This is a genomic window from Mycobacterium sp. 48b (assembly GCF_048282725.1).
GTDB lineage: Bacteria > Actinomycetota > Actinomycetes > Mycobacteriales > Mycobacteriaceae > Mycobacterium.
In genome coordinates this window covers 2,070,419-2,097,133 of record NZ_JBLVUL010000001.1, presented here as the reverse complement: position 1 = coordinate 2,097,133, position 26,715 = coordinate 2,070,419, and the positions used below count along the sequence as shown (strand labels likewise).

Annotated in this window: 27 protein-coding genes and 1 tRNA gene; 16 read left to right on the top strand and 12 right to left on the bottom strand. The window is 67.7% G+C overall.

Features of this window, described 5'->3' with window-relative positions; translation table 11 throughout:
• Position 1 precedes the first annotated feature (1 nt).
• Positions 2–1,342 (top strand): diaminopimelate decarboxylase, encoded by a 1,341-nt coding sequence (gene lysA / locus ACNQR1_RS10065; protein ID WP_418045707.1) that lies wholly within the window; start codon positions 2–4, stop codon positions 1,340–1,342.
• 45 nt (positions 1,343–1,387) lie between these two features.
• Here lysA and ACNQR1_RS10060 read toward each other — a convergent pair whose 3' ends face one another.
• The 3 genes from ACNQR1_RS10060 to ACNQR1_RS10050 form a co-directional block, all read right to left on the bottom strand.
• Positions 1,388–1,711: an ArsR/SmtB family transcription factor gene (locus ACNQR1_RS10060; RefSeq protein ID WP_418045705.1), complete on the bottom strand. Its 324-nt coding sequence runs from the start codon at positions 1,709–1,711 to the stop codon at positions 1,388–1,390.
• Positions 1,704–2,153 (bottom strand): SRPBCC domain-containing protein, encoded by a 450-nt coding sequence (locus ACNQR1_RS10055; RefSeq protein ID WP_418045703.1) that lies wholly within the window; start codon positions 2,151–2,153, stop codon positions 1,704–1,706. The genes ACNQR1_RS10060 and ACNQR1_RS10055 overlap by 8 nt, the downstream gene beginning before the upstream one ends.
• Before the next feature lie 87 nt (positions 2,154–2,240).
• Positions 2,241–2,834, bottom strand: coding sequence for a TetR/AcrR family transcriptional regulator (locus ACNQR1_RS10050; protein ID WP_070944701.1), 594 nt, complete (start codon positions 2,832–2,834; stop codon positions 2,241–2,243).
• An 85-nt stretch (positions 2,835–2,919) separates the two neighbouring features.
• Between ACNQR1_RS10050 and ACNQR1_RS10045 the strand changes: the two genes are divergently transcribed.
• The 8 genes from ACNQR1_RS10045 (at position 2,920) to pth (ending at position 9,011) form a co-directional block, all read left to right on the top strand.
• Positions 2,920–2,991 (top strand) — tRNA-Gln (locus tag ACNQR1_RS10045).
• 142 nt (positions 2,992–3,133) lie between these two features.
• Positions 3,134–4,519, top strand: a complete 1,386-nt coding sequence (glmU, locus tag ACNQR1_RS10040) for a bifunctional UDP-N-acetylglucosamine diphosphorylase/glucosamine-1-phosphate N-acetyltransferase GlmU (RefSeq protein ID WP_418050330.1) — start codon at positions 3,134–3,136, stop codon at positions 4,517–4,519.
• 196 nt (positions 4,520–4,715) lie between these two features.
• Positions 4,716–5,696 carry a ribose-phosphate diphosphokinase gene (locus tag ACNQR1_RS10035; protein WP_418045701.1) on the top strand — a complete coding sequence of 327 codons (981 nt, stop codon included), beginning with the start codon at positions 4,716–4,718 and terminating at the stop codon, positions 5,694–5,696.
• Positions 5,697–6,035 carry an arsenate reductase (glutaredoxin) gene (gene arsC, locus ACNQR1_RS10030; RefSeq protein ID WP_418045699.1) on the top strand — a complete coding sequence of 113 codons (339 nt, stop codon included), beginning with the start codon at positions 5,697–5,699 and terminating at the stop codon, positions 6,033–6,035.
• Positions 6,032–6,676, top strand: coding sequence for an LpqN/LpqT family lipoprotein (locus ACNQR1_RS10025; RefSeq protein WP_418045697.1), 645 nt, complete (start codon positions 6,032–6,034; stop codon positions 6,674–6,676). The genes arsC and ACNQR1_RS10025 overlap by 4 nt, the downstream gene beginning before the upstream one ends.
• 39 nt (positions 6,677–6,715) lie before the next feature.
• Positions 6,716–7,588, top strand: coding sequence for an oxidoreductase (locus ACNQR1_RS10020; RefSeq protein ID WP_418045695.1), 873 nt, complete (start codon positions 6,716–6,718; stop codon positions 7,586–7,588).
• Between the two features lie 169 nt (positions 7,589–7,757).
• The gene (locus ACNQR1_RS10015) at positions 7,758–8,417 is read left to right on the top strand and encodes a 50S ribosomal protein L25/general stress protein Ctc (RefSeq protein WP_418045693.1); all 660 of its coding nucleotides are present in this window, start codon (positions 7,758–7,760) and stop codon (positions 8,415–8,417) included.
• An 18-nt stretch (positions 8,418–8,435) separates the two neighbouring features.
• Positions 8,436–9,011, top strand: coding sequence for an aminoacyl-tRNA hydrolase (gene pth, locus ACNQR1_RS10010; RefSeq protein WP_418045691.1), 576 nt, complete (start codon positions 8,436–8,438; stop codon positions 9,009–9,011).
• A 4-nt stretch (positions 9,012–9,015) separates the two neighbouring features.
• Here the strand turns inward: pth and ACNQR1_RS10005 are convergent, their stop codons facing one another.
• Entirely contained in the window at positions 9,016–10,101 is a 1,086-nt protein-coding gene (locus tag ACNQR1_RS10005; protein WP_418045689.1) for a hypothetical protein, read from the bottom strand.
• A 70-nt stretch (positions 10,102–10,171) separates the two neighbouring features.
• Entirely contained in the window at positions 10,172–11,206 is a 1,035-nt protein-coding gene (locus ACNQR1_RS10000; RefSeq protein WP_418045687.1) for a 4Fe-4S binding protein, read from the bottom strand.
• A gap of 110 nt (positions 11,207–11,316) precedes the next feature.
• Here ACNQR1_RS10000 and ACNQR1_RS09995 point away from each other — a divergent pair, with 110 nt between their 5' ends.
• Positions 11,317–11,844, top strand: coding sequence for a DUF6611 family protein (locus ACNQR1_RS09995; protein WP_418045685.1), 528 nt, complete (start codon positions 11,317–11,319; stop codon positions 11,842–11,844).
• A gap of 378 nt (positions 11,845–12,222) precedes the next feature.
• On the opposite strand, the gene ACNQR1_RS09990 is transcribed toward ACNQR1_RS09995, so the two are convergent.
• From ACNQR1_RS09990 to ACNQR1_RS09980, 3 genes are all read right to left on the bottom strand, one after another.
• Positions 12,223–12,654, bottom strand: a complete 432-nt coding sequence (locus tag ACNQR1_RS09990; RefSeq protein WP_418045683.1) for a hypothetical protein — start codon at positions 12,652–12,654, stop codon at positions 12,223–12,225.
• Positions 12,655–12,910: 256 nt separating this feature from the next.
• Positions 12,911–14,545: a fatty acyl-AMP ligase gene (locus ACNQR1_RS09985; protein ID WP_044520057.1), complete on the bottom strand. Its 1,635-nt coding sequence runs from the start codon at positions 14,543–14,545 to the stop codon at positions 12,911–12,913.
• A 423-nt stretch (positions 14,546–14,968) separates the two neighbouring features.
• Positions 14,969–15,937: a 4-(cytidine 5'-diphospho)-2-C-methyl-D-erythritol kinase gene (locus ACNQR1_RS09980; RefSeq protein WP_418045681.1), complete on the bottom strand. Its 969-nt coding sequence runs from the start codon at positions 15,935–15,937 to the stop codon at positions 14,969–14,971.
• 55 nt (positions 15,938–15,992) lie between these two features.
• Here ACNQR1_RS09980 and ACNQR1_RS09975 point away from each other — a divergent pair, with 55 nt between their 5' ends.
• Positions 15,993–16,859 carry a serine/threonine-protein kinase gene (locus ACNQR1_RS09975; RefSeq protein WP_418045679.1) on the top strand — a complete coding sequence of 289 codons (867 nt, stop codon included), beginning with the start codon at positions 15,993–15,995 and terminating at the stop codon, positions 16,857–16,859.
• Between the two features lie 57 nt (positions 16,860–16,916).
• Here the strand turns inward: ACNQR1_RS09975 and rsmA are convergent, their stop codons facing one another.
• The 3 genes from rsmA to ACNQR1_RS09960 all read right to left on the bottom strand — a co-directional run bounded on the left by rsmA (position 16,917) and on the right by ACNQR1_RS09960 (position 19,894).
• On the bottom strand, positions 16,917–17,819 hold the full coding sequence (gene rsmA, locus ACNQR1_RS09970; RefSeq protein WP_418050329.1) for a 16S rRNA (adenine(1518)-N(6)/adenine(1519)-N(6))-dimethyltransferase RsmA: 903 nt from the start codon (positions 17,817–17,819) through the stop codon (positions 16,917–16,919).
• Positions 17,816–18,943 (bottom strand): transglycosylase family protein, encoded by a 1,128-nt coding sequence (locus tag ACNQR1_RS09965; protein WP_418045677.1) that lies wholly within the window; start codon positions 18,941–18,943, stop codon positions 17,816–17,818. Before ACNQR1_RS09965 ends, rsmA begins: the two co-directional genes overlap by 4 nt.
• Positions 18,944–19,039: 96 nt before the next feature.
• The gene (locus ACNQR1_RS09960; RefSeq protein WP_418045675.1) at positions 19,040–19,894 is read right to left on the bottom strand and encodes a TatD family hydrolase; all 855 of its coding nucleotides are present in this window, start codon (positions 19,892–19,894) and stop codon (positions 19,040–19,042) included.
• Between the two features lie 24 nt (positions 19,895–19,918).
• Between ACNQR1_RS09960 and metG the strand changes: the two genes are divergently transcribed.
• From metG to ACNQR1_RS09935, 5 genes are all read left to right on the top strand, one after another.
• The gene (gene metG, locus ACNQR1_RS09955; RefSeq protein ID WP_418045673.1) at positions 19,919–21,466 is read left to right on the top strand and encodes a methionine--tRNA ligase; all 1,548 of its coding nucleotides are present in this window, start codon (positions 19,919–19,921) and stop codon (positions 21,464–21,466) included.
• Between the two features lies 1 nt (position 21,467).
• Entirely contained in the window at positions 21,468–22,817 is a 1,350-nt protein-coding gene (gene gdhA / locus ACNQR1_RS09950; protein WP_418045671.1) for an NADP-specific glutamate dehydrogenase, read from the top strand.
• 98 nt (positions 22,818–22,915) lie between these two features.
• Positions 22,916–24,103: an NAD(P)/FAD-dependent oxidoreductase gene (locus tag ACNQR1_RS09945; RefSeq protein ID WP_418045669.1), complete on the top strand. Its 1,188-nt coding sequence runs from the start codon at positions 22,916–22,918 to the stop codon at positions 24,101–24,103.
• Entirely contained in the window at positions 24,100–25,041 is a 942-nt protein-coding gene (locus ACNQR1_RS09940) for an RNA polymerase sigma-70 factor (protein ID WP_418045667.1), read from the top strand. The genes ACNQR1_RS09945 and ACNQR1_RS09940 overlap by 4 nt, the downstream gene beginning before the upstream one ends.
• A 20-nt stretch (positions 25,042–25,061) precedes the next feature.
• A complete protein-coding gene (locus ACNQR1_RS09935; protein ID WP_418045665.1) occupies positions 25,062–26,312 on the top strand; it encodes an aminodeoxychorismate synthase component I in 1,251 nt (416 codons plus the stop codon).
• On the opposite strand, the gene ACNQR1_RS09930 is transcribed toward ACNQR1_RS09935, so the two are convergent.
• Complete coding sequence (locus tag ACNQR1_RS09930; protein WP_418045663.1) at positions 26,301–26,666, bottom strand: hypothetical protein; 366 nt, start codon at positions 26,664–26,666, stop codon at positions 26,301–26,303. The genes ACNQR1_RS09935 and ACNQR1_RS09930 overlap by 12 nt on opposite strands.
• Positions 26,667–26,715 lie beyond the last annotated feature (49 nt).

The window sequence follows — 26,715 nt, the reverse complement described above, 5'->3', positions numbered from 1 at the left end:
CATGACCTTGCTGGACATCCTGCCTTCCCTGCGCGGCACCACCCGACCACGACTCGATCCGAACATCTGGCCACTGACCACGGGGGTCGACGAGCAGGGCCGCATCACCGTCGCCCGGGTGCCGCTGGCCGACATCGCCGACGAGTACCGGACCCCGGCCTATGTGCTCGACGAGACCGATTTCCGGACCCGCGCCCGGCGGTACCGGGCTGCCCTCGGCCAGGCCGAGGTGGTCTATGCGGGCAAGGCACTGTTGACCACCGCTGTCGCGCGGTGGGCCGCGGAGGAAGGCCTCGGCGTGGACGTGTGCTCGGCGGCCGAACTCGCGACCGCTCTGGCCGGCGGGGTCGACCCGGCGCGCATCGTGATGCACGGCAACGCCAAGTCGTGTGACGAGCTGCGCGATGCGATCGACGTGGGCGTGGGCCGCATCGTGCTCGACTCCCCGATGGAGATCACCTACCTGGCCGGGCTGGCGCGACGGCCCCAGGCGGTCCTGATCCGGGTCACGCCAGACATCGACATCCACGGGCACCGGGCGGTCACCACCGGAGTGACGGATCAGAAGTTCGGCTTCGCGCTGGCCGATCGCCGGGCTGCCCGCGCCGCCGCCCGCGTCCTGGCCACCCCGAACCTGGATCTGGTTGGCCTGCACTGCCATATCGGCTCACAGATCACCGATCCAGCGCCCTACGCAGCGGCCGTGCGCCGGCTGATCGGCGCGATGGCCGACATCCGTGCCGAACACGGCCTGGTGCTGACCGAGCTCAACATCGGTGGCGGCCACGGCGTTCCGTATGTCCGCGGGGACGCGGCCCTCGATGTCGGCGCGCTGGCGACCGTCGTCGACGACGAGCTGACCACGGCCTGCGCCGCCGAACGGTTCCCGCGGCCGCGTCTGGTCGTCGAACCCGGCCGCGCCATCAGCGCGCGGGCCGGGGTGACCCTGTACCGGGTGTGCGGGGTGAAGTCCCAGCCCGGCGGCCGCACCTTCGTCGCGGTCGACGGCGGCATGAGCGACAACCCGCGAGTCGCACTGTATGGAGCGAAATACACGGTGGCCCTGGCGAATCGGCACCCGCTGGGACCGACCATGGTGGCCACGGTGGTGGGCAGGCATTGCGAGGCCGGTGACGAGATCGTGCGCGATGCCGAACTGCCCGCCGACATCCATGCCGGCGACCTGCTGGCGGTGGCCTGCACCGGGGCCTACCAGCACAGCATGGCCTCGACCTACAACATGGTGGGCCGCCCGCCCGTGGTGGCGGTGCGCGACGGGGCGTCGCGGGTGCTGGTGCGCCGGGAGACGACGGCGGACCTGCTGTCGCGAGACCTGGGATGAGCGCTTGGGCGAAGACCCGTCAGTTGCGTTGAGCGCTTGCGCGGGTCAATCATCCTGCTCGGCAGCATCCTTGATCCTGAGAAGCCGGCGTTCCCAGCCTGCGGCGATGCCGTCGAGCCGGCGCGCCACCTCGCTGAGCCGGGCCCCCACCGCCTCGTACCTGACCTCACGTCCCACCCGGTCGGCCACCACCAGACCGACATCGGTGAGCACCTTGAGATGTTTGGCGATGGCCTGGCGGCTGATCGGAAGTTCGTCGGCCAGTGCCGACGCGGAGGCCGGCCGACGCCCGAGGGCGACGAGCACCTGCCACCGGCTGTCGTCGGCCAGCGCCGCGAAAACCTGTACCGGCGAGGCACTTTCAGGCATCGGCGGCGGCTCCCACCAGGTACTTCTCGGCTAGGGCGAGCTCCAGCGGCCAACCGCCACTGTGATCGTCGAACCGGGAGCGGCGGTTGGCCTCGGGCTCGTCGAGCGAGGCGAATCCGCTCTCGACGACCCGCAGCACCACACCGGACGGCGCTGGGGTGATCCAGAATTCGACGAGGGTGGATGAGCTGTCGAGGTCGTCGGCGTCGATGTGCCACCGGAACGCCGCATAACGCGGCTCGTCGAGGGCGACGGTCCGCAACGCGAACCGTCCGTGCGTGGGGTCGGTGACGATGGCGACGTCGCCGTCACGCTCGATGCGATGTTCGGTGATCCGCTCCTCGTTGATGTACCAGCCGGGTTCGCTCACCAGGTCCCAGACGCGTTGCGCCGGTGCGTCGATGGCGATCTCGCGCTCGATGCGGTCGTAGTCGGTGGTCATGTCGGGGCTCCCTCTCTCGCCGAAATGCTGCAACCCCAGGGTTGCACATGAAGCCCCGTTGCTGCAACCTTTGGGTTGCAGTAAGTGTTATTCCTCGTGCAGGACGGGGTCCGACTCCAGATGGGTCAGCCCGTTCCAGGCCAGGTTGACCACGTGCGCGGCCACCACCTCTTTCTTGGGCTCGCGCACGTCCAGCCACCACTGCGCGGTCATCGACACCGAGCCGACCAGCGCCTGGGCGTACAGCGGCGCGAGGTCCGGGTCCAGCCCGCGGCGGGAGAAATCTCCGGCCAGGATCGAGGACACCTGGTTGACCGCGTCGTTGAGCAACGTGGCGTACGTCCCGGAGGTGATGGCCGCCGGTGAGTCGCGGATCAGGATGCGGAAGCCGTCGGTGTGCTCCTCGACGTAGGTCAGCAACGCCAGCGCCACGCGCTCCACCCGCACCCGGGACCGGTTGTTGGTCAGCGACGAGGTGATCCCGTCCAGCAGGGCCGACATCTCCCGGTCGACGACGACGGCGTACAGGCCTTCTTTACCGCCGAAATGCTCGTAGACCACGGGTTTGGAGACGTTGGCACGCTGGGCGATCTCCTCGATCGAGGTGCCCTCATAGCCCCGTTCAGCGAACAACGACTTGGCGATCTCGATGAGCTGTTGTCGCCGTTCGTTGCCGGTCATCCGGGCCCGAGGGGCCCGCACTTCCTTCTCGGGTGCTGCCACGCATATCAGGCTAGACCGTTCGACTAGAGTCTCTCCCGGACATTCCGTCGTGGTGTAATCGGCAGCACCTCTGATTTTGGTTCAGATAGTTCAGGTTCGAGTCCTGGCGACGGAGCAATTGTCGCCGCCCAGCGTGCACGAAATGCGCGCTTGCGACGGCGTTTCTCGAGCAGACGCGCACGCTCGCGGAGTAAGGGGATGATGTGTCGACCACCGAGGCCGCAGTCGTCGTACTGGCAGCAGGTGCCGGGACCCGCATGCGCTCGGACACCCCGAAGGTGCTGCACACGCTGGCGGGCCGCAGCATGCTCAGCCACGCGGTCCACACCGTGGCCAACGCGGCCGCCCAGCATCTGGTGGTCGTCCTCGGCCACGACCGTGAGCGCATCGCACCCGCGGTCGGCGAACTGGCCGACAAGCTGGGCCGCACCATCGACGTCGCGATCCAGGACCAACAGCTCGGCACCGGCCACGCCGTGGCCTGCGGCCTGGGCTCACTGCCCGACGAATTCGCCGGAACAGTGGTTGTGACCTCGGGCGATGTCCCGCTGCTCGACGCCGACACCCTGGCCGGTCTGATCGAAACCCACAGCGCCGCGACGGCGGCTGCCACCGTGCTGACCACCACCGTGCCCGACCCGACCGGCTACGGCCGCATCCTGCGCACCCAGGACAACGAGGTCATCGGCATCGTCGAGCAGGCCGACGCGACCGAGTCGCAGCGCGCGATCCGGGAAGTCAACGCCGGCGTGTACGCCTTCGACATCGCCGACCTGCGCTCGGCGTTGAGCAGGTTGAGCTCGAACAACGCGCAGCAGGAGCTCTACCTCACCGACGTCATCGCGATCGTGCGGCAGGACGGCCGGACGGTACGGGCCATGCACGTCGACGACAGCGCCCTGGTGGCCGGCGTCAACGACCGCGTGCAACTCTCCGATCTGGGCGCCGAACTCAACCGCCGCATCGTGGCCCGCCATCAGCGGGCCGGCGTCACGATCATCGACCCGACCACCACCTGGATCGACGTCGACGTCACCATCGGCCGCGACACCGTCGTACGGCCCGGCACCCAACTGCTCGGCACCACCGAGATCGGCGCCGGCTGCGAGATCGGCCCGGACTCCACGCTGACCGACGTCGAGGTGGGTGACGGCGCATCGGTGGTGCGCACCCACGCCCAGCTGGCCGTGATCGGGGCCGGCGCCACCGTCGGGCCGTTCACCTACCTGCGACCGGGCACGATCCTCGGGGCCGACGGCAAGCTCGGCGCCTTCGTCGAGACGAAGAACTCCACGATCGGCACGGGCACCAAGGTGCCCCACCTGACCTATGTGGGCGACGCCGACATCGGCGACCACAGCAACATCGGCGCCTCCAGCGTCTTCGTCAACTACGACGGTGAGACCAAGCACCGGACCACCATCGGCTCCCACGTGCGCACCGGCTCCGACACGATGTTCATCGCGCCGGTCACCGTCGGCGACGGGGCCTACACCGGCGCGGGCACCGTGCTGCGCGACGACGTCCCGCCCGGCGCCCTTGCGGTCTCGGACAACGCGCAGCGCACCATCGAGGGCTGGGTGGAACGCAAGCGCCCGGGGTCTGCCGCGGCGGAGGCCGCCCGCAAGGCTCGCGAGGACTAGGTCGGCCCCCACCGGCCACGAGCGTGACGCTGGTGCACGAAATCCGTGGCAAACGCGTGCGGGAGCGCCACAATCGGCACCGCTGGGGCGGGCAATCCGATGTTTCGTGTTGGCAATCTGGTAACCCGGCTACGAACTACCAGAAACGCTACGTACGATTGCTCCGTATCGATCCCCAACCGCGAAGGCAGCCACAGTGGCCACGGACTGGACCGACAATCGAAAAAACCTGATGCTGTTCTCCGGGCGTGCGCACCCGGAACTGGCGGAGCAGGTCGCCAAGGAGCTCGACATCGAGGTCACGGCGCAGACCGCCCGCGACTTCGCCAACGGCGAGATCTTCGTCAGGTTCGACGAGTCCGTGCGCGGCTGCGACGCGTTCGTGCTGCAGTCGCACCCGGCGCCGCTGAACCAGTGGTTGATGGAACAGCTCATCATGATCGACGCGCTCAAGCGTGGTAGCGCCAAGCGGATCACCGCGATCCTGCCGTTCTATCCGTATGCGCGCCAGGACAAGAAGCACCGCGGCCGCGAGCCCATCTCGGCCCGCCTGGTCGCCGACCTGCTCAAGACCGCCGGTGCCGACCGCATCGTCTCGGTCGACCTGCACACCGACCAGATCCAGGGCTTCTTCGACGGGCCCGTGGACCACATGCGCGCGCAGTCGCTGCTGTGCGGCTACATCGCCGAGAAGTACGCCGACAGCGACGTCGTCGTGGTGTCGCCGGACTCCGGCCGGGTGCGCGTCGCCGAGAAGTGGGCCGACTCGCTGGGCGGTGTGCCGCTGGCCTTCATCCACAAGACCCGCGATCCGCTGGTGCCCAACCAGGTCAAGGCCAACCGCGTCGTCGGCGACGTCAAGGGCAAGACCTGCATCCTCACCGACGACATGATCGACACCGGCGGCACCATCGCCGGTGCGGTCAAGCTGCTGCGTGAGGACGGCGCCAAGGACGTGGTGATCGCCGCGACCCACGGTGTGCTGTCCGATCCGGCCGCCCAGCGCCTGGCCGACTGCGGCGCCCGTGAGGTGATCGTCACCAACACGCTGCCGATCACCGACGACAAGAAGTTCCCGCAGCTGACCGTGCTGTCCATCGCGCCGCTGCTGGCCAGCACCATCCGCGCGGTGTTCGAGAACGGTTCGGTGACCGGGCTGTTCGACGGGTCCGCCTAGATGGCGCGGATCTACCACAACCCCAAATGCTCGACCTCGCGCAAGACGCTGGATCTGTTGCGCGAGAACGGGATCGAGCCCGAGGTGGTGCAGTACCTCAAGACGCCGCCCAGCCGTGACGAGATCGAGAAACTGATCGCCGACGCCGGGATCGACGTGCGCACCGCGGTGCGCAAGCGCGAATCCCTCTACGGTGAACTCGGTTTGGCCGACGCGTCGGATGAGGAACTGCTCGATGCGATGGCCGAGCACCCGATCCTGATCGAGCGGCCGTTCGTCGTCACCGACAACGGCACCCGGCTGGCCCGCCCGATCGATTCGGTGCGCGAGATTCTGTGAAGCGGTTGCTCGCGACGGCCGGCGCACTGGCGGTCCTGGTCACCGGCTGTGGCGCGGAAACGCCTGACTACAAGTCGATCTGGACGACGAGTTCGACCACGCCCGCAGCCCCTGCGGACAACCAGCCGGTTCCGCTGTGGCAGTACCTGGAGGACTCCGGCGTCGTCGGCGAGCCCATCGCCCCCGAGAAGATCCCCCATCTGAGCGTCACCATGCCGAGTCCGCCCGGCTGGCACCCCTACAACAATCCGAACCTGGCCCCGGGCACCCGGATGATAGCCAAGGGGAACACCTACCCCACCGCGATGATGCTGGCCTTCACCCTGCACGGTGACTTCGACGTGCCCAAGGCCCTCAAAGACCATGGCTACGCCGACGCCCAGCTGTCGGAGAACTTCAAGCAGCTCAACGCATCCAACGCGGACTGGAAGGGCTTCCCGTCGGCCATGATCGAGGGCAGCTACGACCTCAACGGCAAGCGCATGCAGAGCTACAACCGCGTCGTGGTCGCGAACGACGGGCTGCAGCCCCCGCAGCGCTACCTCATCCAGCTGACCGTGACGACCTACGCCGACGAGGCTGCGGCACAGGGTCCGGACATCGAATCGATCATCGCGGGCTTCAACGTCGCCAAGAAGTGAACCCGCGAAGAACTGCGCGGCGACCGTAGGGTGGTCAGCATGAGTGGATGGACCAGCGCCGACCTGCCCTCGTTCACCGGCCGCAGGGTGATCGTCACCGGCGCCAACAGCGGGCTGGGGCTCGTCACCGCGCGTGAGCTGGCCCGTGTGGGCGCCAAGGTCACGGTCGCGGTGCGCAACCTGGAGAAGGGCACTGCAGCCGCGGAAACAATGACGGGTGGCATCGTCGAGGTTCGCAAACTCGACCTGCAGAACCTGGCCTCGGTGCACGAGTTCGCCGACACCGTCGAGAGCGTCGACGTGCTGATCAACAACGCGGGCATCATGGCGGTCCCGCTGAGCCGGACCGTCGACGGCTTCGAGAGCCAGATCGGCACCAACCACCTGGGCCATTTCGCGCTGACCAACCTGCTGCTGCCCAAGATCACCGACCGCGTGGTGACGGTGTCGTCGTTGATGCACTGGATCGGGCAGATCAGCCTGCGGGATCTGAACTGGAAGTCGCGGCCGTACTCGGCGTGGCTGGCCTACGGGCAGTCCAAGCTGGCCAACCTGATGTTCACCTCCGAGTTGCAGCGACGGCTCACGGCGTCGGGTTCGGCGGTACGCGCCCTGGCCGCCCACCCCGGCTATTCGGCCACCAACCTGCAGGGCCAGACCGGCAACAAGTTCGGCGCCCGCATGATGGCGACCGCCAACCGGGTCTTCGCCAGCGAACCGTCGTTCGGCGCACGTCAGACGCTGTTCGCGGCGTCCCAGGACGTGCCAGGAGACAGCTTCATCGGGCCGCGGTTCGGCCAGTTCGGCCCCAGCCAGCCGGTCGGACGCAGCCCGCTGGCCAAGCGGGTGGGCACCCAGAAGGCGCTGTGGGAGCTGTCCGAACAGCTCACCCAGACCACGTATCCGCTGTAGGGGCATCTGGGCGATTTTTCTGGGCAGCCCGGACTTTGCTACCCTGACCTGGCGTCACGGCGAGGGTGGACCCTTTGGACCACCGTTATCGGCGGGAACTTCTCTGAGTGTTGTGCCCCTTGCCGTGCTGACGATCTGACCGCAGTACCGCAACTAGAGGAGCAACACCATGGCCAAGGCCGCAGCCAAGAACGTCCCCAACAAGCTCACCGCCACTGTGCGTACCCGCACCGGCAAGGGCGCCTCACGTCAGGCCCGCCGCGACGGCAATGTGCCCACCGTGCTCTACGGCCACGGCACCGACCCCCAGCACCTGGAGATCAACGCTCGCGAGTTCTCCGCCGTGCTGCGCCACTCGGGCACCAACGCCGTGCTGACCCTGGACATCGACGGCAAGGAGCAGCTGGCGCTGACCAAGGCGCTGGACATCCACCCGATCCGCCGCAACATCCAGCACGCCGACCTGCTCGTCGTGCGTCGTGGCGAGAAGGTCACCGTCGAGGTCACCGTCACCGTCGAGGGTGACGCCGCCCCGGGTGCCCTGGTCACCCAGGACGCCAACCACATCGAGATCGAGGCCGAGGCCCTGTCGATCCCCGAGCACCTGACCGTGTCGATCGAGGGCGTCGAGGCCGGCACCCAGATCCTGGCCGGCCAGATCGAGCTGCCCGCCGGCGTTTCGCTGGTGTCGGACCCCGAGCTGCTCGTGGTCAACATCGTCGAGGCCCCGAGCGCCGAGGACCTGGAGTCCGAGGGTGCCGGCGAGACCGCTGAGGCCCCGGCCGAGGAGCCGGCCGCCGAAGCCGAAACCGAAGAAGCCTCCGAGTAAGTCTCAGGCATTCCACGAATGGCCGAGCCGCTGCTGGTGGTGGGCCTGGGAAATCCCGGGCCCGCCTACGCCAAGACCCGGCACAATATCGGGTTCATGGTGGCCGATGTACTGGCCGCCCGTATCGGCTCGGCCTTCAAGGTGCACAAGAAATCCGGTGCCGAGGTCATCACCGGCCGGCTCGCAGGAGCCCCGGTGGTGCTGGCCAAGCCTCGGTGCTACATGAACGAGTCCGGTCGCCAGGTCGGGCCGTTGGCCAAGTTCTATTCGGTGCCACCGGGCCGGATCGTGGTCATCCACGACGAGCTCGACATCGACTTCGGCCGGATCCGGCTCAAGGTCGGTGGCGGCGAGGGCGGCCACAACGGGCTGCGGTCGGTGGCATCAGCACTGGGCAGCAAGGACTTTCAACGGGTCCGCATCGGAGTGGGCCGCCCGCCGGGTCGTAAGGATCCGGCGGCGTTCGTGCTGGAGTCCTTCACCGCAGCCGAGCGCGCCGAGGTACCGACGATCTGCGAGCAGGCCGCCGACGCCACCGAGCTGTTGATCGCCCAGGGTCTGGAGCCGGCCCAGAACACCGTGCACGCCTGGTGATTCGCTACCAGGCGAACGGCGTTTCCAGGGTCAGCGTGCGCTCTGCCGGTTCGTACCAGCCCTGAGGCGCATGCTGGTCGGTGTGCAGATAGCACTGCACCCGCACCTCGCGGCTGCCCGGGCGAAATGTCAGCAGCCGGCTGATCGGCAGGGTCGTGATCGGCATGTGATGGCGGCTCAATGACGCCACATTCATGAAATAGGTTCCGCCCCAGGCCTGTTCGATGTGAGTTTTGCCGCCGTGCGAATCGTCGGGATTGGTGTGGGTGTGCCCGGCCAGCCACAGCGCGACCGCACCCGGATGCTCGGTGAGATACCGCTCGAAGGCCCCGGAGTCGGGCTTGCCACCGACCCAGTACAGGTACGACGCGCCCTGCGGCGTTCCCTCCGGAAACGGGCGATGGTAGTGCTCGTAGAGCTTTCCGTCCGCGCCGCGGCGTACTCCCTCCCACTCCCCTGACGCCACCGTGGTGTCCTTGAGCACGTAGTGGTGCACCGTGACGATGATCGAATCACGGTTGTTCTCAACCATGTTCGCCCACCACTCGAAGGTCTCGGCGGATACCACCCCACCGGGGTTGCCGCCGAGCGTGCCCCGCCCGACGGCCTGAGACGGCTCGTTGCGGTCGCTGAGCATCAGGAACAGCAGGTTGCCCACCCGGAACGAATAGCGTTCCCAGGTCCCGCTGACGGGATACGGTCGGGCCGCGGCGTCGACGCCGGAATGCGCGGTGTGTGCACCCAGCGGATCGACCCACTTCTGCCACCACCACGCGTCGGGTTCGGACAGGCCACTGCGGTCGTGGTTTCCGCACACCGAGTAGACGTCTTCCCGCCGGTGCTCGCGCATCGCCGAAAGCTGCCTGCGGACCTCCCGCCCCTCGGCGTCGTCGGGCAGGCTGTGGTGCGCGCCGGACATGTCGCCGACGTCGACGGCGATGTCCCAGCCGAACGGCGGACCACCCTGCGTTCCACCGAATTCCGACTGCCGGATGGCCTCGGCGAGGCTCTCCCGGCCGAACTGCCTGTCGGTGCCGACGTGGGCATCACCAAATGCCCACAGCCGGAAGTCACCCTGCTGTGTCGCCATCGTCGCGCCACGTTAGCCGCCGAGGGGTGACGCGGTCGGGCGTTGCACTCACGGTGATTCCAACGACCGGTCAGCGGCCCCGGATTCCGCTGTCCACCACCTTGACGGTCTTGTGCGGATACCGCTTCTCGGCGTGCGCCTTGGCCGCCGAATTCGGCAGCACATACAGCGTTTCGCGTTTGTCCTGCAGGGGTTTGAGCACGCGGTCCATGAACTCCTTGCGGTCGTCGAGGTAGGGCTCGATGACGTCCTCCCCCGCCGGGCAGACTGCCAGGCAGTAGGCTGCCTTGTAGTTGGCCTTGAACGACAGGCTCTGCCACATCGACGCGTTCTCGGAATCGCTGACCCGGGACCGGAAGTCGGCGGCATCGCTGCTGTCGGCGATGGTCTGCGCCCAGTCGGTGAACCCGCCCATGAACTCGCGGTAGTTGTGCACTGAGCAGGCGACGAAGTCGAACTCGCCGTCCTTGCCGATCGCCCCGACGGGGCAGGCCGCCACGCACAGCTTGCACTCCAGGCACGGCGAATAGTCGAGCGGCACACCGTAACTGCTGACCGGTGTACCGACCAGAATGGTGGCCAGCAGGATGAAGTTGCCGAACTTCGGGTGGATCACGTTGCGGTGGATCCCCATCACCCCCAGCCCTGAGGCCACTGCGACGGGCTTGTGCGCCACCACCCAGATCCGCCCGGGGAACCTGTCCATCTCCATCGGGAAGGTCGCCGACGGGTTCACCGCGCGATGGCCGGCATCCTCCAGAGCCCGGGTGATCCGGTGAGCGGCCTCGTTGATGATCTCCCCGCTGCGGTGGAACTCCTGGTTGGCCACGCTGCGGGTGGAGGAGCGCACGTTGTCACGGTTCATCTTCACGACCAGCGATATGTAGCTGCGAACCCCTGGAAGTGCGGCTTCGACATGCTCACGCTCGGAGGCCAGGGCGGGGTCGTCGGCGCTGGCGAAGGCCACGTCGTCGGCTCCGGCGTCCAGACACAACGCCCGCAGCCAGTCGGTGTCGATCACGTCCGGAACCGCCGCCTCGGCGCGCGCACGCACCGCGCGGACAGTCGGATGGTCGGCCAGTCGGGGCGGGAGCTTCGGCTTCATCAGTCTGAGTATAGTTATCTATACCCAGCTTGCAAGGATCCTCTGCCTTCGCCGTAAAGAAACCGTTCAGGCCCGATGCGAGCGCGTCCACAGCGGGTACACCCGAAGGTATGGACGGCATCCGGCTACTGAAGCCACTGCTCGACGGCTCCAGGGCGTGGGGTTGTGTGCAGGTCAGGCCCGGCCGTTTCGGCATCACCTACTACCGGCTGGTGGTGTATCCGCCCGGCCTCGGCACCTCCGAGCACCGCCTCGTGCGGCTGGCCCGCGGCTGGCCGCTATGGGGGATGCTTGTGTGGTTGCTGTGCCAGCTGTGGCTGGGCGGGCAGATGTCACCCTGGCTGGCGTTCGGTGCCTCCACCGCGGTGTTCCTGGCCACCGGAGCCGCCGCACTTTCACTGTCGGGCGCCGCTTACCACCGTGTGCGGACCCTGTGCGCGACGACGATGGCCGGATGCGACGATCCCGGGTCGGCGGCCGCCCGCGAGCGGCTGGTCGTACTGGCCGCAGAACTCCTCCATGCCGACGAGAGCCGCGATCGCGGCGACATCACCGCCGTCGACCACGAGCTGATCTGGTGGCGGGTCTACAACCGGATGGAAGCCGACAAGCCCGCGAATACCCAGCGCAGCAACTGATGTCGGACCTGCCCGACAGCCCCCATAACCACCACGAGCGGACGCGTCACGAAAGACGCGCCCGCTCACGGGTGCTCGGTGCCGACGCGGTGTGCGGCTAGCGGCGAGCCCCGGGCATGCCCAACCACGGGAACACCGGCTGATTGGCCGGCGGCGCCGTCGTTCCCGGCCTTGCCTTGATCGAGGTACTGCCGTTGGTCGTGCAGATCGTCTTGGTGGCCGTGTCCTGACAGGTCGGTCGGGCACTCGCAACCGGAGCCGAAACGACCGATACGGCAGCCAAACTCGCCATCACGAATGCAAACTTGCCGCGACCAGTCATCTTGTCCTTCCCTTTCCGGGCTACGACCGCCACGCCCGAATTGCCATGCGCGCTCATCACGGGCAGGCCGATACGACGACGGGGGAATCCGCATCGAGCGGGGTGTTGCTCGCCGCAGCCCGGTTGAATGCGTCCTGCCGGGCAGCCTCGACCGTCGCCCCGGCACCGCCTGCCACCGCGTGGTTGCTGGGGCTCGCGACGGACACGATGCAGAGGTTGTCGTTGGTCACCTCGTCAGCGGTGCACTCCACACCTCCCGCGTTCTGGCAGGCCGCGATCACCGCCGCCGAGGCCTCTTCGCTCGTATCACCGGTAGCGGTGAAACCCGCTATGGTGTCGATGAATTCGCCGGTGCCGACAGCTGCAAAAATGTCTTCGGGGTCCTCGACATATCCACCGGGACCACCCGCCCACGCGGTGCCCGCGGTAATCCCGGCAGCAATAACGCCCGCGCCCAGGATCGCCGAAACCCATCGGGATTTGACCATTCCGGTCCTCTCTTCAAAGTGGTTTCTGCGCCAGAATACGCAAACAATGCATTAACGATGAGCAAATTGACTGTGCTGCCGTTACATTCATCGCCGATTCAGGCCGAGCGCAAACTGATTTCATGAAAAGCACGCCACGATCTGGCGTGTCGTGATAGAGCGCAGCCGAATAGCGCACGAGCGTGCGCACAGTGTTGCCCGCGAGTGGCGCGTCACCCTGCAGACGCGCACGCTCGCGGTGCAGAAACCCGAGAAGTTAGGTGACCAGCGAGACCGAGTTGGCGCGGCGCAGCTTGCCCGACGGGGTCTTCGGGATGCTGCCGGGCCCGAGCACCACGACGTTGCGCGGACGCATGTCGACCTCGGAGACCACCTCGTGGGCCACCTGGTGCTCGATCCGGCGCACCTCGGCCGGGTCCTGCCAGGCGTTGGACTCCACGGCGACGGCGAAGGTCTCACGCGAGTGCCCGGCGTCCAGCCGCACCGCGACGGCGCAGCCGGGGCGCACGCCCTCGACACGGCCGGCGGCCCGCTCGATGTCTGTCGGGTAGATGTTGCGGCCCGCCATGATGATCACGTCCTTGACGCGACCGCACACGATGACGTTGCCCTCTTCGGTGATGTAGCCGAGATCGCCGGTGTCGTACCAGCCGTGCTCATCCTGGGCAGGCAGGAAGCCGCCCATGGTGATGTAGCCGGGGGTCAACGACTCGCCCCGCAGCTCGATGACGCCGACGCCGCGGGCGGGCATCACATCGCCGTGCTCGTCGACGACACGGGCCTCGAGGTCCTTCAGCAGCGGGCCGAGGGAGGCCAGCCGGCGGGTGTTGCCCTTGGTGGCGGGCACGGCGCGGCGCAGCGCGGCCAGCAGGTCGGCGTCGACCTCGTCGACCACCAGGCCGGCGTTGCACGGGGAGAACGACACGGCCAGGCAGGTCTCGGCCATGCCGTAGGCAGGCAGGATCGCCGACGAAGGCAGGCCGAACGGCTTGCCCGCGTCGAGCAGGTCCTCGACGTCGGCGGGCTCCACCGGCTCGGCGCCCGAGAGCGCGAACCGCAGGGTGGACAGGTCGTATTCGCCCGGCTTGGCCTGACGGCGCAACCGCTTGGCGAACAGCGCGTAGGCGAAGTTGGGCGCCGCGGTCATGGTGCCCTTGTACTTGGTGATGAGCTTGGCCCACAGCAGCGTGTCGCGCAGGAAGTCCATCGGCGTGACCTTGACGAGCTCGGCGCCGAAGTACATCGGGATGGTCAGGAAGCCGACCATGCCCATGTCGTGGAAGCAGGGCAGCCAGCTCACCATGACGTCCTTGTCGACGTCGTACTCCGCGCCGATGAACATCGCCTCGGCGTTGGAGTGGATGTTGCGGTGCGTGATCTGGACGGCCTTGGGCGAGCCGGTCGAGCCGGACGTCAGCTGCATCAGCGCCAGATCGTCCTCGCCGGTCTCCACCGGGTCGATCGGGTCGGCGGCCAGCAGGTCGGCGATCTTGACGACCTTGATGCCCTTTTCCTCGAGCACCGGGATGGCCACCAGGAACGGCTCGGAGACGATGACGGCGTCGGCCTCGATCATGCCGATCACGTTCATGGTGTCTTCGGCCCACACCGCCAGGTCGGTACGGGGAGTCGGCTGGTGCAGCATGGTCAGGCTCGCGCCACGCATCCACACGCCCTGCGCGGTCGGCGCGATCTCGACGGGGAAACCGGCCAGCACGCCGACGGCGTCGCCGTGGCCGATACCGGCGGCCGCCAGGCCGCCTGCGATGCGCCGGGCCCGCTCGTGAACCTCACCCCAGGTGTGGCGAACCGGCTCATGCGGCTCACCAGTGACCATGCCGCGCTTGCTCTCACGAGCGTTGCGGAACATCTTCTCGGTGAATCTGCTCACGACGACCTCCTTGGCTTCCGCGGCCCCGACACCGGCGACAGTGCGCCAGGTGCAGGTGCCCGGTTATCCATGCTCCGCCCGCTGTGCACCGCTTTTGGGTAGGCGCGCGCACACGATTGGGGAGCAGTTATGTCTCGAAAAGGTGATGCCCCAGAACCGGGTGTACAGCTCCGCGACCGCCCACCGTGACGGGCGGCGGGCGCACAAGTCGCATCCGATGCAAGATCGCTAGCATTCACCGCCGCTCATCTTAAGAGACCCTTAAGTAACTGGCCAAACCGTCGGGTTAATTGAGGTCTGTGTCACAGTCTCAGCAGGTTTAGCGGGCGAGGGGTACGCCGTTTTCCACCCAGGGGTTGTTCCTGCACCGCGTCCGCAGCCCAGGCGTCGAAAACAGCGGACGACCACAGCGCAGACCTCCCGTCAGGCCGAGGTGGACGGCTCCGGGACCACCCGGGCACCACTGACCGGGCCGCTGGCCACCCGTACCGTCCGGCACACCCCCGCTCCGGCCAACTCCGCTCCGACGTCCACCGCGGACGTCGACGACGGACACAGGAACGCGCACGTGGGACCCGATCCGGACACGATGCCGGCCAGTGCACCGGCCTCGACCCCGGCGCGCAGCGTCCGGCGCAGCTCCGGGTACAGGCTCAGTGCTGCCGACTGCAGGTCATTGCCCAGCAGCGCGGCGAGTTCGGCCGGATCACCGGAGGCCAGGGCGGCCAGCACGGGCTCGGGCTCCTCGGCGCGCGGCGGGCCCCCTGTCGAGGTGTCCGCGCGCAACCGGTCCAGTTCACCGAACACCTTGGGGGTGGACAGGCCCTTGTGCGCGAACGCCAGCACCCAGTGGAAGGTATTGCGGGCCAGCACCGTGGCCAGCTCCTCGCCACGGCCGGTGCCCAGCGCCGTCCCGCCGTGCAGCGCGAACGGGACGTCACTGCCCAGCTGTGCGGCCAGGGCATGCAGATCGCGCCTGGGCACCCCGAGCTCCCACAGCGTGTTCATCGCCACCAGCACCGCGGCCGCGTCGGCACTGCCGCCGGCCATGCCGCCCGCCACCGGGATCGACTTGTCGATGCTGATCGACACATCCGGCGACCGGCCCACGTGCTCGGCCAGAAGCTCGGCGGCGCGCCAGGCCAGGTTGCGCTCGTCGGTGGGCACCGACTCCACGCCCTCCCCCTCGACCGTCAGCGACAACATGTCGGCGTTGCGCACCGTCACCTCGTCCAGGAGCGACACGGCGTGGAACACCGTGGTGAGGTCGTGGTAACCGTCGTCGCGCAGGTCGCCGACGGCCAGGTACAGATTCACCTTGCCGGGGACGCGCACGGTGACAGAACCAGTGGGGACCCACTCGGACGCGGTACTGCCGTCGGATGCTGACACGGCCACGACACTATCGCCGCTCACCTGTGGTTGTCGGTGACCCTAAGCTGAGACGGTGCCCTCAGCCGAGGTGATCGTCGCGGGATACACCGCGGTGAAAGTCGTGGGGAGCGGCGGCTCGGCCGTCGTCTACCTGGCCCGCGATCCAGACGGTGCCACCGTCGCACTCAAGGTTCTCGATGATCAGCACCGCGGCCCGGCCCACCTGGCCCGGCTGCAGCGCGAGTTCGACTTCGCCCGTCAGCTCACCCACCCCAACATCGTCACGGTGTACGCCGCGGGCCCCGGCTGGCTCGCGATGGAGCTGCTCGACGGCGGCACGGTGAACAACCTGCCCGACATCCCCGACCGGCTCACCGCGTTGACCCAGATCGCGGGCGCGCTCGATTTCGCCCGCCGTCGCGGAATTGTGCACTGCGACGTCAAACCCGCCAATATCCTTGTCGATCAGCCGTTTTCGAGGGCAGTTCTGATCGACTTCGGCGTCGCACACTCGATGGCCGAGGATGTCGCCGCCCGGCTGGCCCACGATCGGTCCGGACGGTTGAGTCTCGACCCGGCCCGGCGCATCACCCGCCAGGCCCGCCAGCCGCACCCGAACATCCAAGCCTCACTGCCCTATTCGGCGCCCGAACTGCTCGTCGGGAGAACACCTTCGGCGGCGACGGATCAATACGCGCTGGCCTGCACCACAGTCGAGTTGCTGACGGGGTCCCCGCCCTTCACCGCGGACACCGCAATAGCCCTGATCGATCAGCAGCTCTACAGTCGACCGCCGCGAATATCGCAGCGGTGCAGCTGGATTCCACACTCGGCGGATTCGATCATCGCCAAGGCCATGGCGAAGGAACCAGACCGCCGCCATGACTCATGCGCGGAGTTCGTGAGCCTGATCACCGGCGCGATCGGGTCCTCGAGGTAAGAAGATCGCGGGATTCTCGACGAATCTCGCGATCTTCTTCACATTCGACGCAGGAACCTAGGCTTGCGCCGCTTCGATCTCTGCGGCGGCCTCGCCCTCGGCTTCCTTGGCCCGACGTAGCAGCCGGACGAAGTCCGCGATGCCGAGCGTCTCGCCACGGCGCGACGGGTCGATGCTGGCGGCCAGCAGCCGCTCCGCCGACTCGTTGCCCGAACCCGCCCAGTCGGCGAACGCGTTGCGGGAGGTCTTGCGCCGCTGCGCGAACCCGATGTCGATGAGCTTGAACACCTCATCGCGGAACGCCGCGTCGGTCGGCCACGGCGATGTCTCGTACCGGTCGATGCGGACCAGTCCGGAGTACACCCGCGGAATGGGCCAGAACACCGTCGGCGACACCATCCCGTGCCTGCGCACGTTGCCGTAGAACCGCACCTTGGCACTGGGGACGCCGTAGTCCTTGCCACCGGGTTCAGCGGCCAGCCGCTCGGCCACCTCGGCCTGCACCATGACCATCACCGTCCGGATCGACGGGAACTCGGCCAGCAGGTGCAGCAGCGCGGGCACCGCCACGTTGTACGGCAGGTTCGCCACCAGCGCGGTCGGCTGATCGGTCAGATCAGACGGCATCAGCGTCAGGATGTCCTGGTTGATGACATTGAGCCGGTTGATCTCGCTGTGCGAGTGATCGGCGATGGTGGCCGGCAATTGCTTGGCCAGCACCGGATCGATCTCCACTGCGGTCACCCTGGCGCCACGGTCCAACAGGGGCAGGGTCAGCGACCCCAGGCCCGGTCCGACCTCCAGCACATGGTCGCTCCGGTGGATCCCGGAAGCCGACACAATGCGCCGAACGGTGTTGGCATCGTGAACGAAGTTCTGGCCAAAGGCCTTGCGTGGACGAAAGTCGATTTCTTTCGCCAAGCGTCGTATCTCGGTCCGCCCGAGCAGTCGAATAGTCAGCGCGCCCCAATCCTCCCACTACACACTGGCCAAGCTCCCCATCCCTGCCGGGCCTGCGTCACCGTAGCAATCGCAATCTGCTCTTCTCTTGTCGCCAGATCGGCCCTCGGAGCATACCGCAGACCACCCTGTCGCTCCCAGGTGTTCTGATCGAATTGGACGCCACCAAAAAATCCGTTACCAGTGTTAATGGCCCAGTTACCTCCGGCTTCGCACTGCGAAAGCGCATCCCAGGCGGCGCCGTTGGTGACCGGCGGAACTTCGGTGCCCGGCTTTGCTCCGACGCGCAGCACACCGTCGCGCGCCGGGTCGATCACGACATTGGCTACTGGCAATCTGCCGGTCTCCACGCCATTCACCTTGGCCACCGCATAGGTCACGTCCTGGGTGCCCGGGGCGCCCGGGTCCTCGACGATCGAGCGGCTCATGTTCAGCTCGACATCTTCGATGCGCTTGTTGGCCGGGGCCAGCGCCACCCGCTCGGTGACCTTCTCGATGCGCATGCGGGTCACCTGGACCTGCATACCCTCGGTGACCGGGGCCGATGCCGCCGGAACCACGGTGTCGTTCTGCTCCAGCGGCGCCCCCGCGGCGGCGAGCAGACCGGCCACGTTCGGGGCGGCCAGGTGCACCGTCTGCACGGAGCCGCCGTCGTCGATCCGGACCGTCTTGGCGCTCACCACGGGCAGTGCCATGCCGCCGAGCGGCACCCTGCTGCCGCGGGATGCCGCGGCCGGAGCCTTGTCGGTCATCTTCAGCTGCGCCAGGGCCTCGTCCACGGTCGAGGCGGTGGTCCACACCTGCTTGCTGTCGTTACCGTCCAACGACAATTGCAGCGGCCGGCTGCGGCGCAGGACGATGGTGTCGGCCTGGTGCACCGACTCGTCGGCGGCGGGGTAGAGATCGTCGCGGTCGCCGACGGAGAAACCGTTCTCCTCGACCACATCGATCACCCGGGACTTCATCGTCGTCACGGTCATCGGTGCGCCGTCGACACTCAGGGTGACGGTCTTGTGCGATCCGACGGCGTAGCCCCCGGCCGCGGTCAGCGTGACCAGCAGGGCTCCCACCACGCCTCGCAGCAGCGGTGATCGGGATTCATGAATTTTGTTGAGCGCGTCCACGGTTCTCGCGTTTCTCTCCGGTTCGGACGGCATGCATCACCGCCGGCGGTTGAGGTTTGATCACAAGACGGTAACGAAAAGGCTCACACCCGGCAACTAGGCCCGGCCGCTCCCGTTAAGTCCGTACACCCGCGCCGCAGTGGCTGCGGTCTCGGACGCGACCTCTTCGGCGGGCCGGTCCAGCAACTCCGCGAGTGCCCGCACAGTGTATGGCAGGCAGTACGGCTCGTTCGGGGCTCCGCGGAACGGGTGCGGGGTCAGAAACGGCGCGTCGGTCTCGACCAGCAGCTGGCCGGGCGGGATCAACCGGGCGGCTTCCCGCAGCTCACGGGCATTCTTGAAGCTGACGGTGCCCGAAAGGCTCAGGACCCAGCCGGCCTCGACGCAGGTGTGGGCCATCTCCCGTCCCGAGGAAAAACAGTGGAAGATCACTGTCTCGGGCGCCCCTTCTGCGCGCAGCACGTCGAGAACCTCCGCGTCGGCGTCGCGGTTGTGGATCATCAACGGCTTGCCGGTGCGCTTGGCCAGGTCGATGTGCCAGGCGAAGCCCTCGCGCTGCTCGGCCGGCGTCGCGCAGCCGTCCAACCGGCCCGGCCAGTACAGATCCATCCCGGTCTCCCCGACCGCCACCACGCGCGGATGGGCGGCGAGCCGCTCCAGCTCGGCCTTGGCCACGCCGTCGAGCGCATTGGCCCGGGTCGGATGCAACGCCACCGCCCCGAAAACCCGCTCATCGGCCTCGACGGCCGTGGCCACCCAGCGTGCCGAGTCCAGATCGTCGGCGATGGTGACTGCCTGGCCCACTCCGACGGCGGCCGCGCGGTCCATGATCGCGCGGACGTCCCCAGCGGTCTGCGCACCACAGGCGTCGAGATGGGTGTGTGCGTCGACCAGCGGAGCCAACGGCTCGGGGGCTGGCGGCTTCTCCCTGGCTGAGCGTTTCGAACCCACCGCAACACCATAAGGTGGGACCAAATGAGTGAGCCTTTCTACATAACTACGGCCATCGCCTATCCCAACGGTGCGCCGCACATCGGGCACGCCTACGAGTACGTCGCCACCGACGCGATCGCCCGGTTCAAGCGGCTCGACGGCTTCGACGTGCGCTACCTGACCGGTACCGACGTCCACGGCCAGAAGATGGCCGAGACGGCCGCCGCGGAGGGCATCTCGGCAGCCGAGCTGGCCAACCGCAACTCCGACGTGTTCCAGCGTTTGCAGGAGAAGCTCAACATCTCCTTCGACCGGTTCATCCGCACCTCCGACGCCGACCACTACGAGGCGTCCAAGGAGATCTGGCGCGCGATGTTCGAGGCCGGGGACATCTACCTGGGCACCTACTCCGGCTGGTACTCGGTGCGCGACGAGCGTTTCTTCGCCGAGGACGAGACCACCGAGGGGCCCGACGGCACCCGCACCGCGATCGAGACGGGCACTCCGGTCACCTGGACCGAGGAGCAGACCTACTTCTTCCGGCTGTCGGACTACGCCGAGCGGCTGCTGGCGCACTACCGGGCCCACCCCGAGTTCATCGGGCCCGACGTGCGCCGCAACGAGATCGTCAGCTTCGTCTCCGGCGGCCTGAAGGATCTGTCGATCTCGCGGACCACGTTCGACTGGGGCGTCCCCGTCCCCGACCACCCCGACCACGTGATGTACGTGTGGGTCGACGCACTGACCAACTATCTGACCGGGGTGGGTTTTCCGGACGAGGCCACTGAGGCTTTCCAAAAGTACTGGCCCGCCAAGCTGCACATGATCGGCAAGGACATCATCCGGTTCCACACCGTGTACTGGCCGGCGTTCCTGATGTCAGCCGGGATCGCGCTCCCCGAACGGGTTTTCGCGCACGGCTTCATCAACGTCAAGGGCGAGAAGATGAGCAAGTCGGTCGGCAACGTGGTCGACCCGATCGCGCTGGTCGACAGGTTCGGCCTCGACCAGGTGCGCTTCTTCTTCCTGCGCGAGGTGTCCTTCGGCCAGGACGGCAGCTACAGCGAGGAAGCCATCATCGGCCGGATCAACGCCGACCTGGCCAACGAGCTGGGCAACTTGGCCCAGCGCTCGCTGTCGATGGTGGCCAAGAACCTCGACGGCGTGGTGCCCGACCCGGGGACGTTCACCGACGACGACACGGCCCTGCTGAGCGCGGCCGACGCCCTGCTCGAGCAGGTACGCGCGCACTACGAGGTGCCGGCGATGCATCTCGCACTTGAATCGATCTGGGCGGTGCTCGGCGCGGCGAACCGGTATTTCTCCGCGCAGGAGCCGTGGGTGCTGCGCAAGTCCGATGATCCGGCCGACCAGCAACGGTTCGGTACGGTGCTGTACACGACGCTCGAAGTCGTGCGGATCGCCACGCTGCTGACGCAGCCGGTGATGCCGGACTCGACGGCCAAGCTGCTCGACCTGCTCGGCCAGCCTGCCGACGCACGCGACTTCGACTCGATCGGTACCCGGATCAAGCCCGGCACCGAATTGCCCGCTCCGACGGGGGTTTTCCCCCGCTACCAGATGGACTGACATGGCTGTACTACACGAGAAACTGCAGGCGATCTACGAGGAAGTAGGGCAGCGCAACGCAGGCGAGCAGGAGTTCCACCAAGCCGTCTACGAGGTACTGACCAGCCTGAGACCCGTGGTGGCCAAGCACCCTGAGTACGCCGACGGGGCGATCATCCGCCGGCTGTGCGAGCCGGAGCGCCAGATCATCTTCCGGGTGCCCTGGGTCGACGACACGGGCACCGTGCAGATCAACCGGGGCTTCCGGGTCGAATTCAACTCGGCACTGGGTCCGTTCAAGGGCGGCCTGCGGTTCCACCCGTCGGTGTATCTGGGCATCGTGAAATTCCTGGGCTTCGAACAGATCTTCAAGAACTCGTTGACCGGCCTGCCGATCGGCGGCGGTAAGGGTGGATCGGACTTCGACCCCAAGGGCCGCTCCGACGGCGAGGTGATGCGGTTCTGTCAGTCCTTCATGACCGAGCTGTACCGCCACATCGGTGAGTACACCGACGTGCCCGCCGGTGACATCGGCGTGGGCATGCGCGAAATCGGTTACATGTTCGGCCAATACAAGCGGATCACCAACCGCTACGAGTCCGGGGTGTTCACCGGCAAAGGCCTGACCTGGGGTGGCTCGCAGGTGCGCACCGAGGCCACCGGATACGGCACGGTGTTCTTCGTCGACGAGATCCTGCGGTCCAGCGGGCAGTCCTTCGACGGCAAGCAGGTCGTGGTGTCGGGGTCGGGCAACGTGGCGATCTACGCGATCGAGAAGGTGCACGCGCTGGGCGGGACCGTCGTGGCCTGCTCGGACTCGGGCGGCTATGTGCGCGACGACAAGGGCATCGACCTCGACCTGCTCAAGGAGGTCAAGGAGCTGCGCCGGGGCCGCGTCGCGGACTACGCCGAGGCGCGTGGCGGCGCGGCCGAGGTCGTGACCGGCCGCAGCGTGTGGGAGGTGCCGTGTGACATCGCACTGCCCTGCGCCACCCAGAACGAGGTGTCCGGCGCCGACGCGACCGCGCTGATCAAGTCCGGCTGCCAGATCGTCGCCGAGGGCGCCAACATGCCGTGCACCCCCGAAGCGGTCAAGTTCTTCGAGGAGGCCGGGGTGAAGTTCGCCCCGGGCAAGGCCGCCAATGCCGGCGGCGTGGCCACCAGCGCCCTGGAGATGCAGCAGAACGCATCCCGGGACTCGTGGAACTTCGACGACACCGAGGCGCGGCTTGCCGAGATCATGCGGCGTATCCACGACCGGTGCCTGACCACCGCCGACGAGTACGGCCAGCCGGGCAACTACGTGGCCGGCGCCAACATCGCGGGCTTCATCCGGGTGGCCGACGCCATGCTCGCCCTGGGCCTGGTCTAGCGACACCGACCGGTGATGTGGGTCACATAACCGCGGCGGCTGTCACAAACGCGGATCGCGCGGTGTCTTGAGGGCATAAGCCTTTGAGAGGAGACACCATGAGCGCGACGCAGGACACCCGGGTGATCGTGATCGGCGGAGGTTACGCCGGGGTGCTGGCGGCCAACCGGCTGCAGTGCACCCCGGGAGTGGCTGTCACGCTGGTCAATCCGCGGCCCGAGTTCGTCGAGCGGATCCGGCTGCACCAGTTGGCCGTCGGAAACCACAGCGCCACCGCGGCATACGACGAACTGCTGGGCAGCGGGGTTCGGCTGCTGGTCGACGGCGCCGACCACATCGACGCTGACATCCGTCAGGTTCAGCTGACCTCCGGGGACGTGCTCGACTACGACTACCTGGTGTACGCCGTCGGCAGCACCGCGGGCGTACCCGCCTCGGTGCCCGGAGCCGCCGAATTCGCTTATCCGCTTTCAGAACTCGAGCAGGCGCAGCGGCTGCGTGCCCGGCTGCAGGATGTGCCGATGTCGGCCCCGGTGGTCGTCGTCGGCGGCGGCCTGACCGGGATCGAGGCTGCCAGCGAGCTCGCCGAGGCAGGCCGCAGCGTCACGCTCGTCACCGACGTGGTCGGCGCGTCGCTGGGCACCGGCGCTCGGCGTTCGGTGGTCAAGGCACTGACCAAGCTGGGTGTCTCGATCGTCGACGGGCCGGAGATCCTGGTGACCGGGGTCGAGGCCGACGCCATCACCCTGGCCGACGGCAATCGACTGCCCAGCGCGGTGACGGTGTGGACCACCGGGTTCGGGGTTCCCGGCCTGGCGGCCGCGAGCGGACTGCGCACCGATGCGCTCGGCCGGCTGCTCACAGACGAAACCCTGACCAGTGTCGACGACGCGCACATCGTGGCGGCAGGCGATGCTGCCTCACCGTCGGGGGTTCCGCTGCGGATGAGCTGCCAGTCGGCGGGCCCGTTGGGGGTGCAGGCCGCCAACACCGTGCTGGCCCGCATCGCGGGCGCCCAGCCCGAGGTGATCAACCAGGCCTTCGCCGGGCAGTGCGTGAGCGTCGGCCGCAACGCCGGGACAGTCCAGCTCTGCCACTCGGACGACAGCCCGCGCCGCGTCTTCATCGGCGGCCGGACCGGCGCCTTCTTCAAGGAGCAGGTCTGCCGGGCGACCCTGACGTTCCTGCGCAAGGAGGGCGTCAAGCCGGGCTCGTACTTCTGGTTCAAGGGCGGCAACCGGGCGCGTCAGCTCGCCGAGGCGCAGCAGGGGACACTGGTCCGATGAACAGTGCCGGCGCGGGTAACTCGACCTCGAACTCGAACTCGAACGAGCACGCCGAACGGTTCACGCTGCTGCGGCCGTTGCTGTTCACCATCGCGTACGAGATCCTCGGGACGGCAACGGAATCCGATGACGTGCTGCAGGAGAGTTACCTGCGCTGGGCCGAGGTCGACCTGACCACGGTGCGCGACACCAAGGCGTTCCTGGCCCAGCTCGTCACCCGCCAGGCGCTCAACGCCCTGCGGGCCTCCTCGCGCCGCCGTGAGGAATACGTGGGTCCGTGGCTGCCCGAACCGCTGCTGTTGACGGCCGGAGTCACCGGCGACGCGTCAGCCGATGTGGTTCTGGCCGAATCGGTTTCGATGGCCATGATGGTGGTGCTCGAGACACTGACACCCGACGAGCGAGCGGTGTTCGTGCTCCGCGAGGTGTTCGGTTTCAGCCACGACGAGATCGCCGTGGCGATCGACAAATCCTCGAGCGCGGTGCGTCAGATGGCGCATCGGGCCCGCGAGCATGTGCAGTCCCGGCGCAAGCGGTTCGAGCCCGTCGACCTCGACGAGTCCAACCGGGTCACCGAGGAGTTCCTGACCGCGGCGGCCACCGGCGACATGGACGGCCTACTGGCGCTGTTGGCCCCCGATGCGGTGTACACCGCCGACAGCGGCGGCAAGGCCAGTGCGGCCCGGCGGCCCGTCGTGGGCGCGCAGAAGGTCGCGGCAATGCTGGTCGGCCTGTTCCGTGCGGGCGAGCGGGTCCCGGGACTCACCTTCGAGCGCGTCACGTGCAACGGCGAACCCGCGGTGATGATCCGCAGCGACGCCGGGATGGAAGGGGTTTTCACCGTCGAGGTCATCGACGGCAAGATCACCCACTTCTACGCGATGCGCAATCCGGACAAGCTGACCGGCGTGGACAGCCCGCGGGTGATCAGCCGCTGAGGTTCTGCCACGCTGGTGGCATGCGGATCGAGCGGCTCGGCGCGCTGGGGGATGCCCCGGCGGTGCTGCGTGGTGTCGCCGCCGCCGCCCGTGCCGCGGGCCTGGCGCCGCCGGCGGCCCTCATCGGCGACTGGTTCGGCTCTCGTGCGGTGATCGCGCCCTCGGTGACGGTGACGCCCGTCGCCCCGGAGGCCGTTTTCGATGTGGCGCAGGACGCCTCGGGCCCCGCAGGCAGCGTGGGCGGCGGGTGGTTCGGCTACCTCTGCTATCCGGATCCGGGTGCCGACGGTGCACCGCCGCGCATCCCGGTGGCGGCAGGCGGCTGGTCGGACTGCGTGCTGCGCCAGGACGCCGACGGCCTGTGGTGGTTCGAAAGCCTCAGCGGTGCAGCACTTCCCGCCTGGCTCCGCGCACCGGAACCGGCTGCCGCGGCGCCACACACCTACGCCCTGACCTGGGTTGCCCCCGATCGGGACGATCACCGCCGTGGCGTGCTGGCCTGCCTGGAAGCCATTGCGGCCGGTGAGGTGTATCAGGCCTGCGTGTGCACCAGGTTCACCGGCCACATCGACGGCGAGCCGATCGACTTCTTCACCGAGGCGGTGGCCCGGACCGCACCGGCGCGGGCCGCGTACGTGGCCGGGGACTGGGGTGCAGTGGCCTCATTGTCACCGGAGTTGTTCCTGCGCCGGGTGGGCGCCGCGGTGACCTCCAGCCCGATCAAGGGCACGCTGCCCCGGTCGGCCGATCCGGCCGCCCTGCTGGCCTCGGTCAAGGACGTCGCCGAGAACGTCATGATCGTCGACCTGGTGCGCAACGATCTGGGCCGGGTGGCCACCACCGGCAGCGTGACGGTGCCCGAACTGCTTGCGGTACATCCGGCGCCCGGAGTCTGGCACCTGGTCTCGACTGTCACCGCCGAGGTTCCCGTCCAGCTGCCGATGAGCGCACTGCTGGACGCCACCTTCCCGCCGGCCTCGGTGACCGGAACTCCGAAGCGCCGGGCCCGCCAGCTGCTGCGGCAGTGGGAACCGGCGCGGCGCGGAATCTATTGCGGCACTGTCGGATTGTCATCGCCCGTGGCAGGCGCTGAGCTCAACGTGGCGATCCGCACCGTGGAGTTCGGGGCTGACGGCTCGGCGGTCCTCGGTGTGGGTGGTGGCATCACCGCCGATTCCGACGTCGATGCGGAATGGCAGGAGTGCCTGCACAAGTCGGCGTCGATCGTCGAGCTGTCCGGTCGGAGCCACCAGCTCTCGTCAGGGGGCTGAGTCGGGCTGTAACGCCGATCCCCACATCGCGACCCTCGCGTTGAACGCGCCGGTGTCCGGAGTCTCCGGGTGCCAGGCGGATATCTCGACGGCGACGGGCACGAAGCTGTCGCCCTCATAGATCGGCACAGCCGAGTACGCCTGAACCTTCCCGTCCCGGATCAGGGCGGCGATGATGTTGAAATCGACATCCGCTTTCGCCGCGGCTGACCCGATCGGGCAGTACACCACGTTCTGAATGTGATCCTGCCCGCCGAATTCGGCCGGCATGAGGAACATCCGTTCCAATTGCCCTTGCGCACAGAGTTGTTCGGCTTTTTCCGCGGAATCGATCATTGAGAAATCCGGACCCATGTCGAAACCCTAACCGGCGCTTCGGACCTTCAGACGCACCAATTGTGCG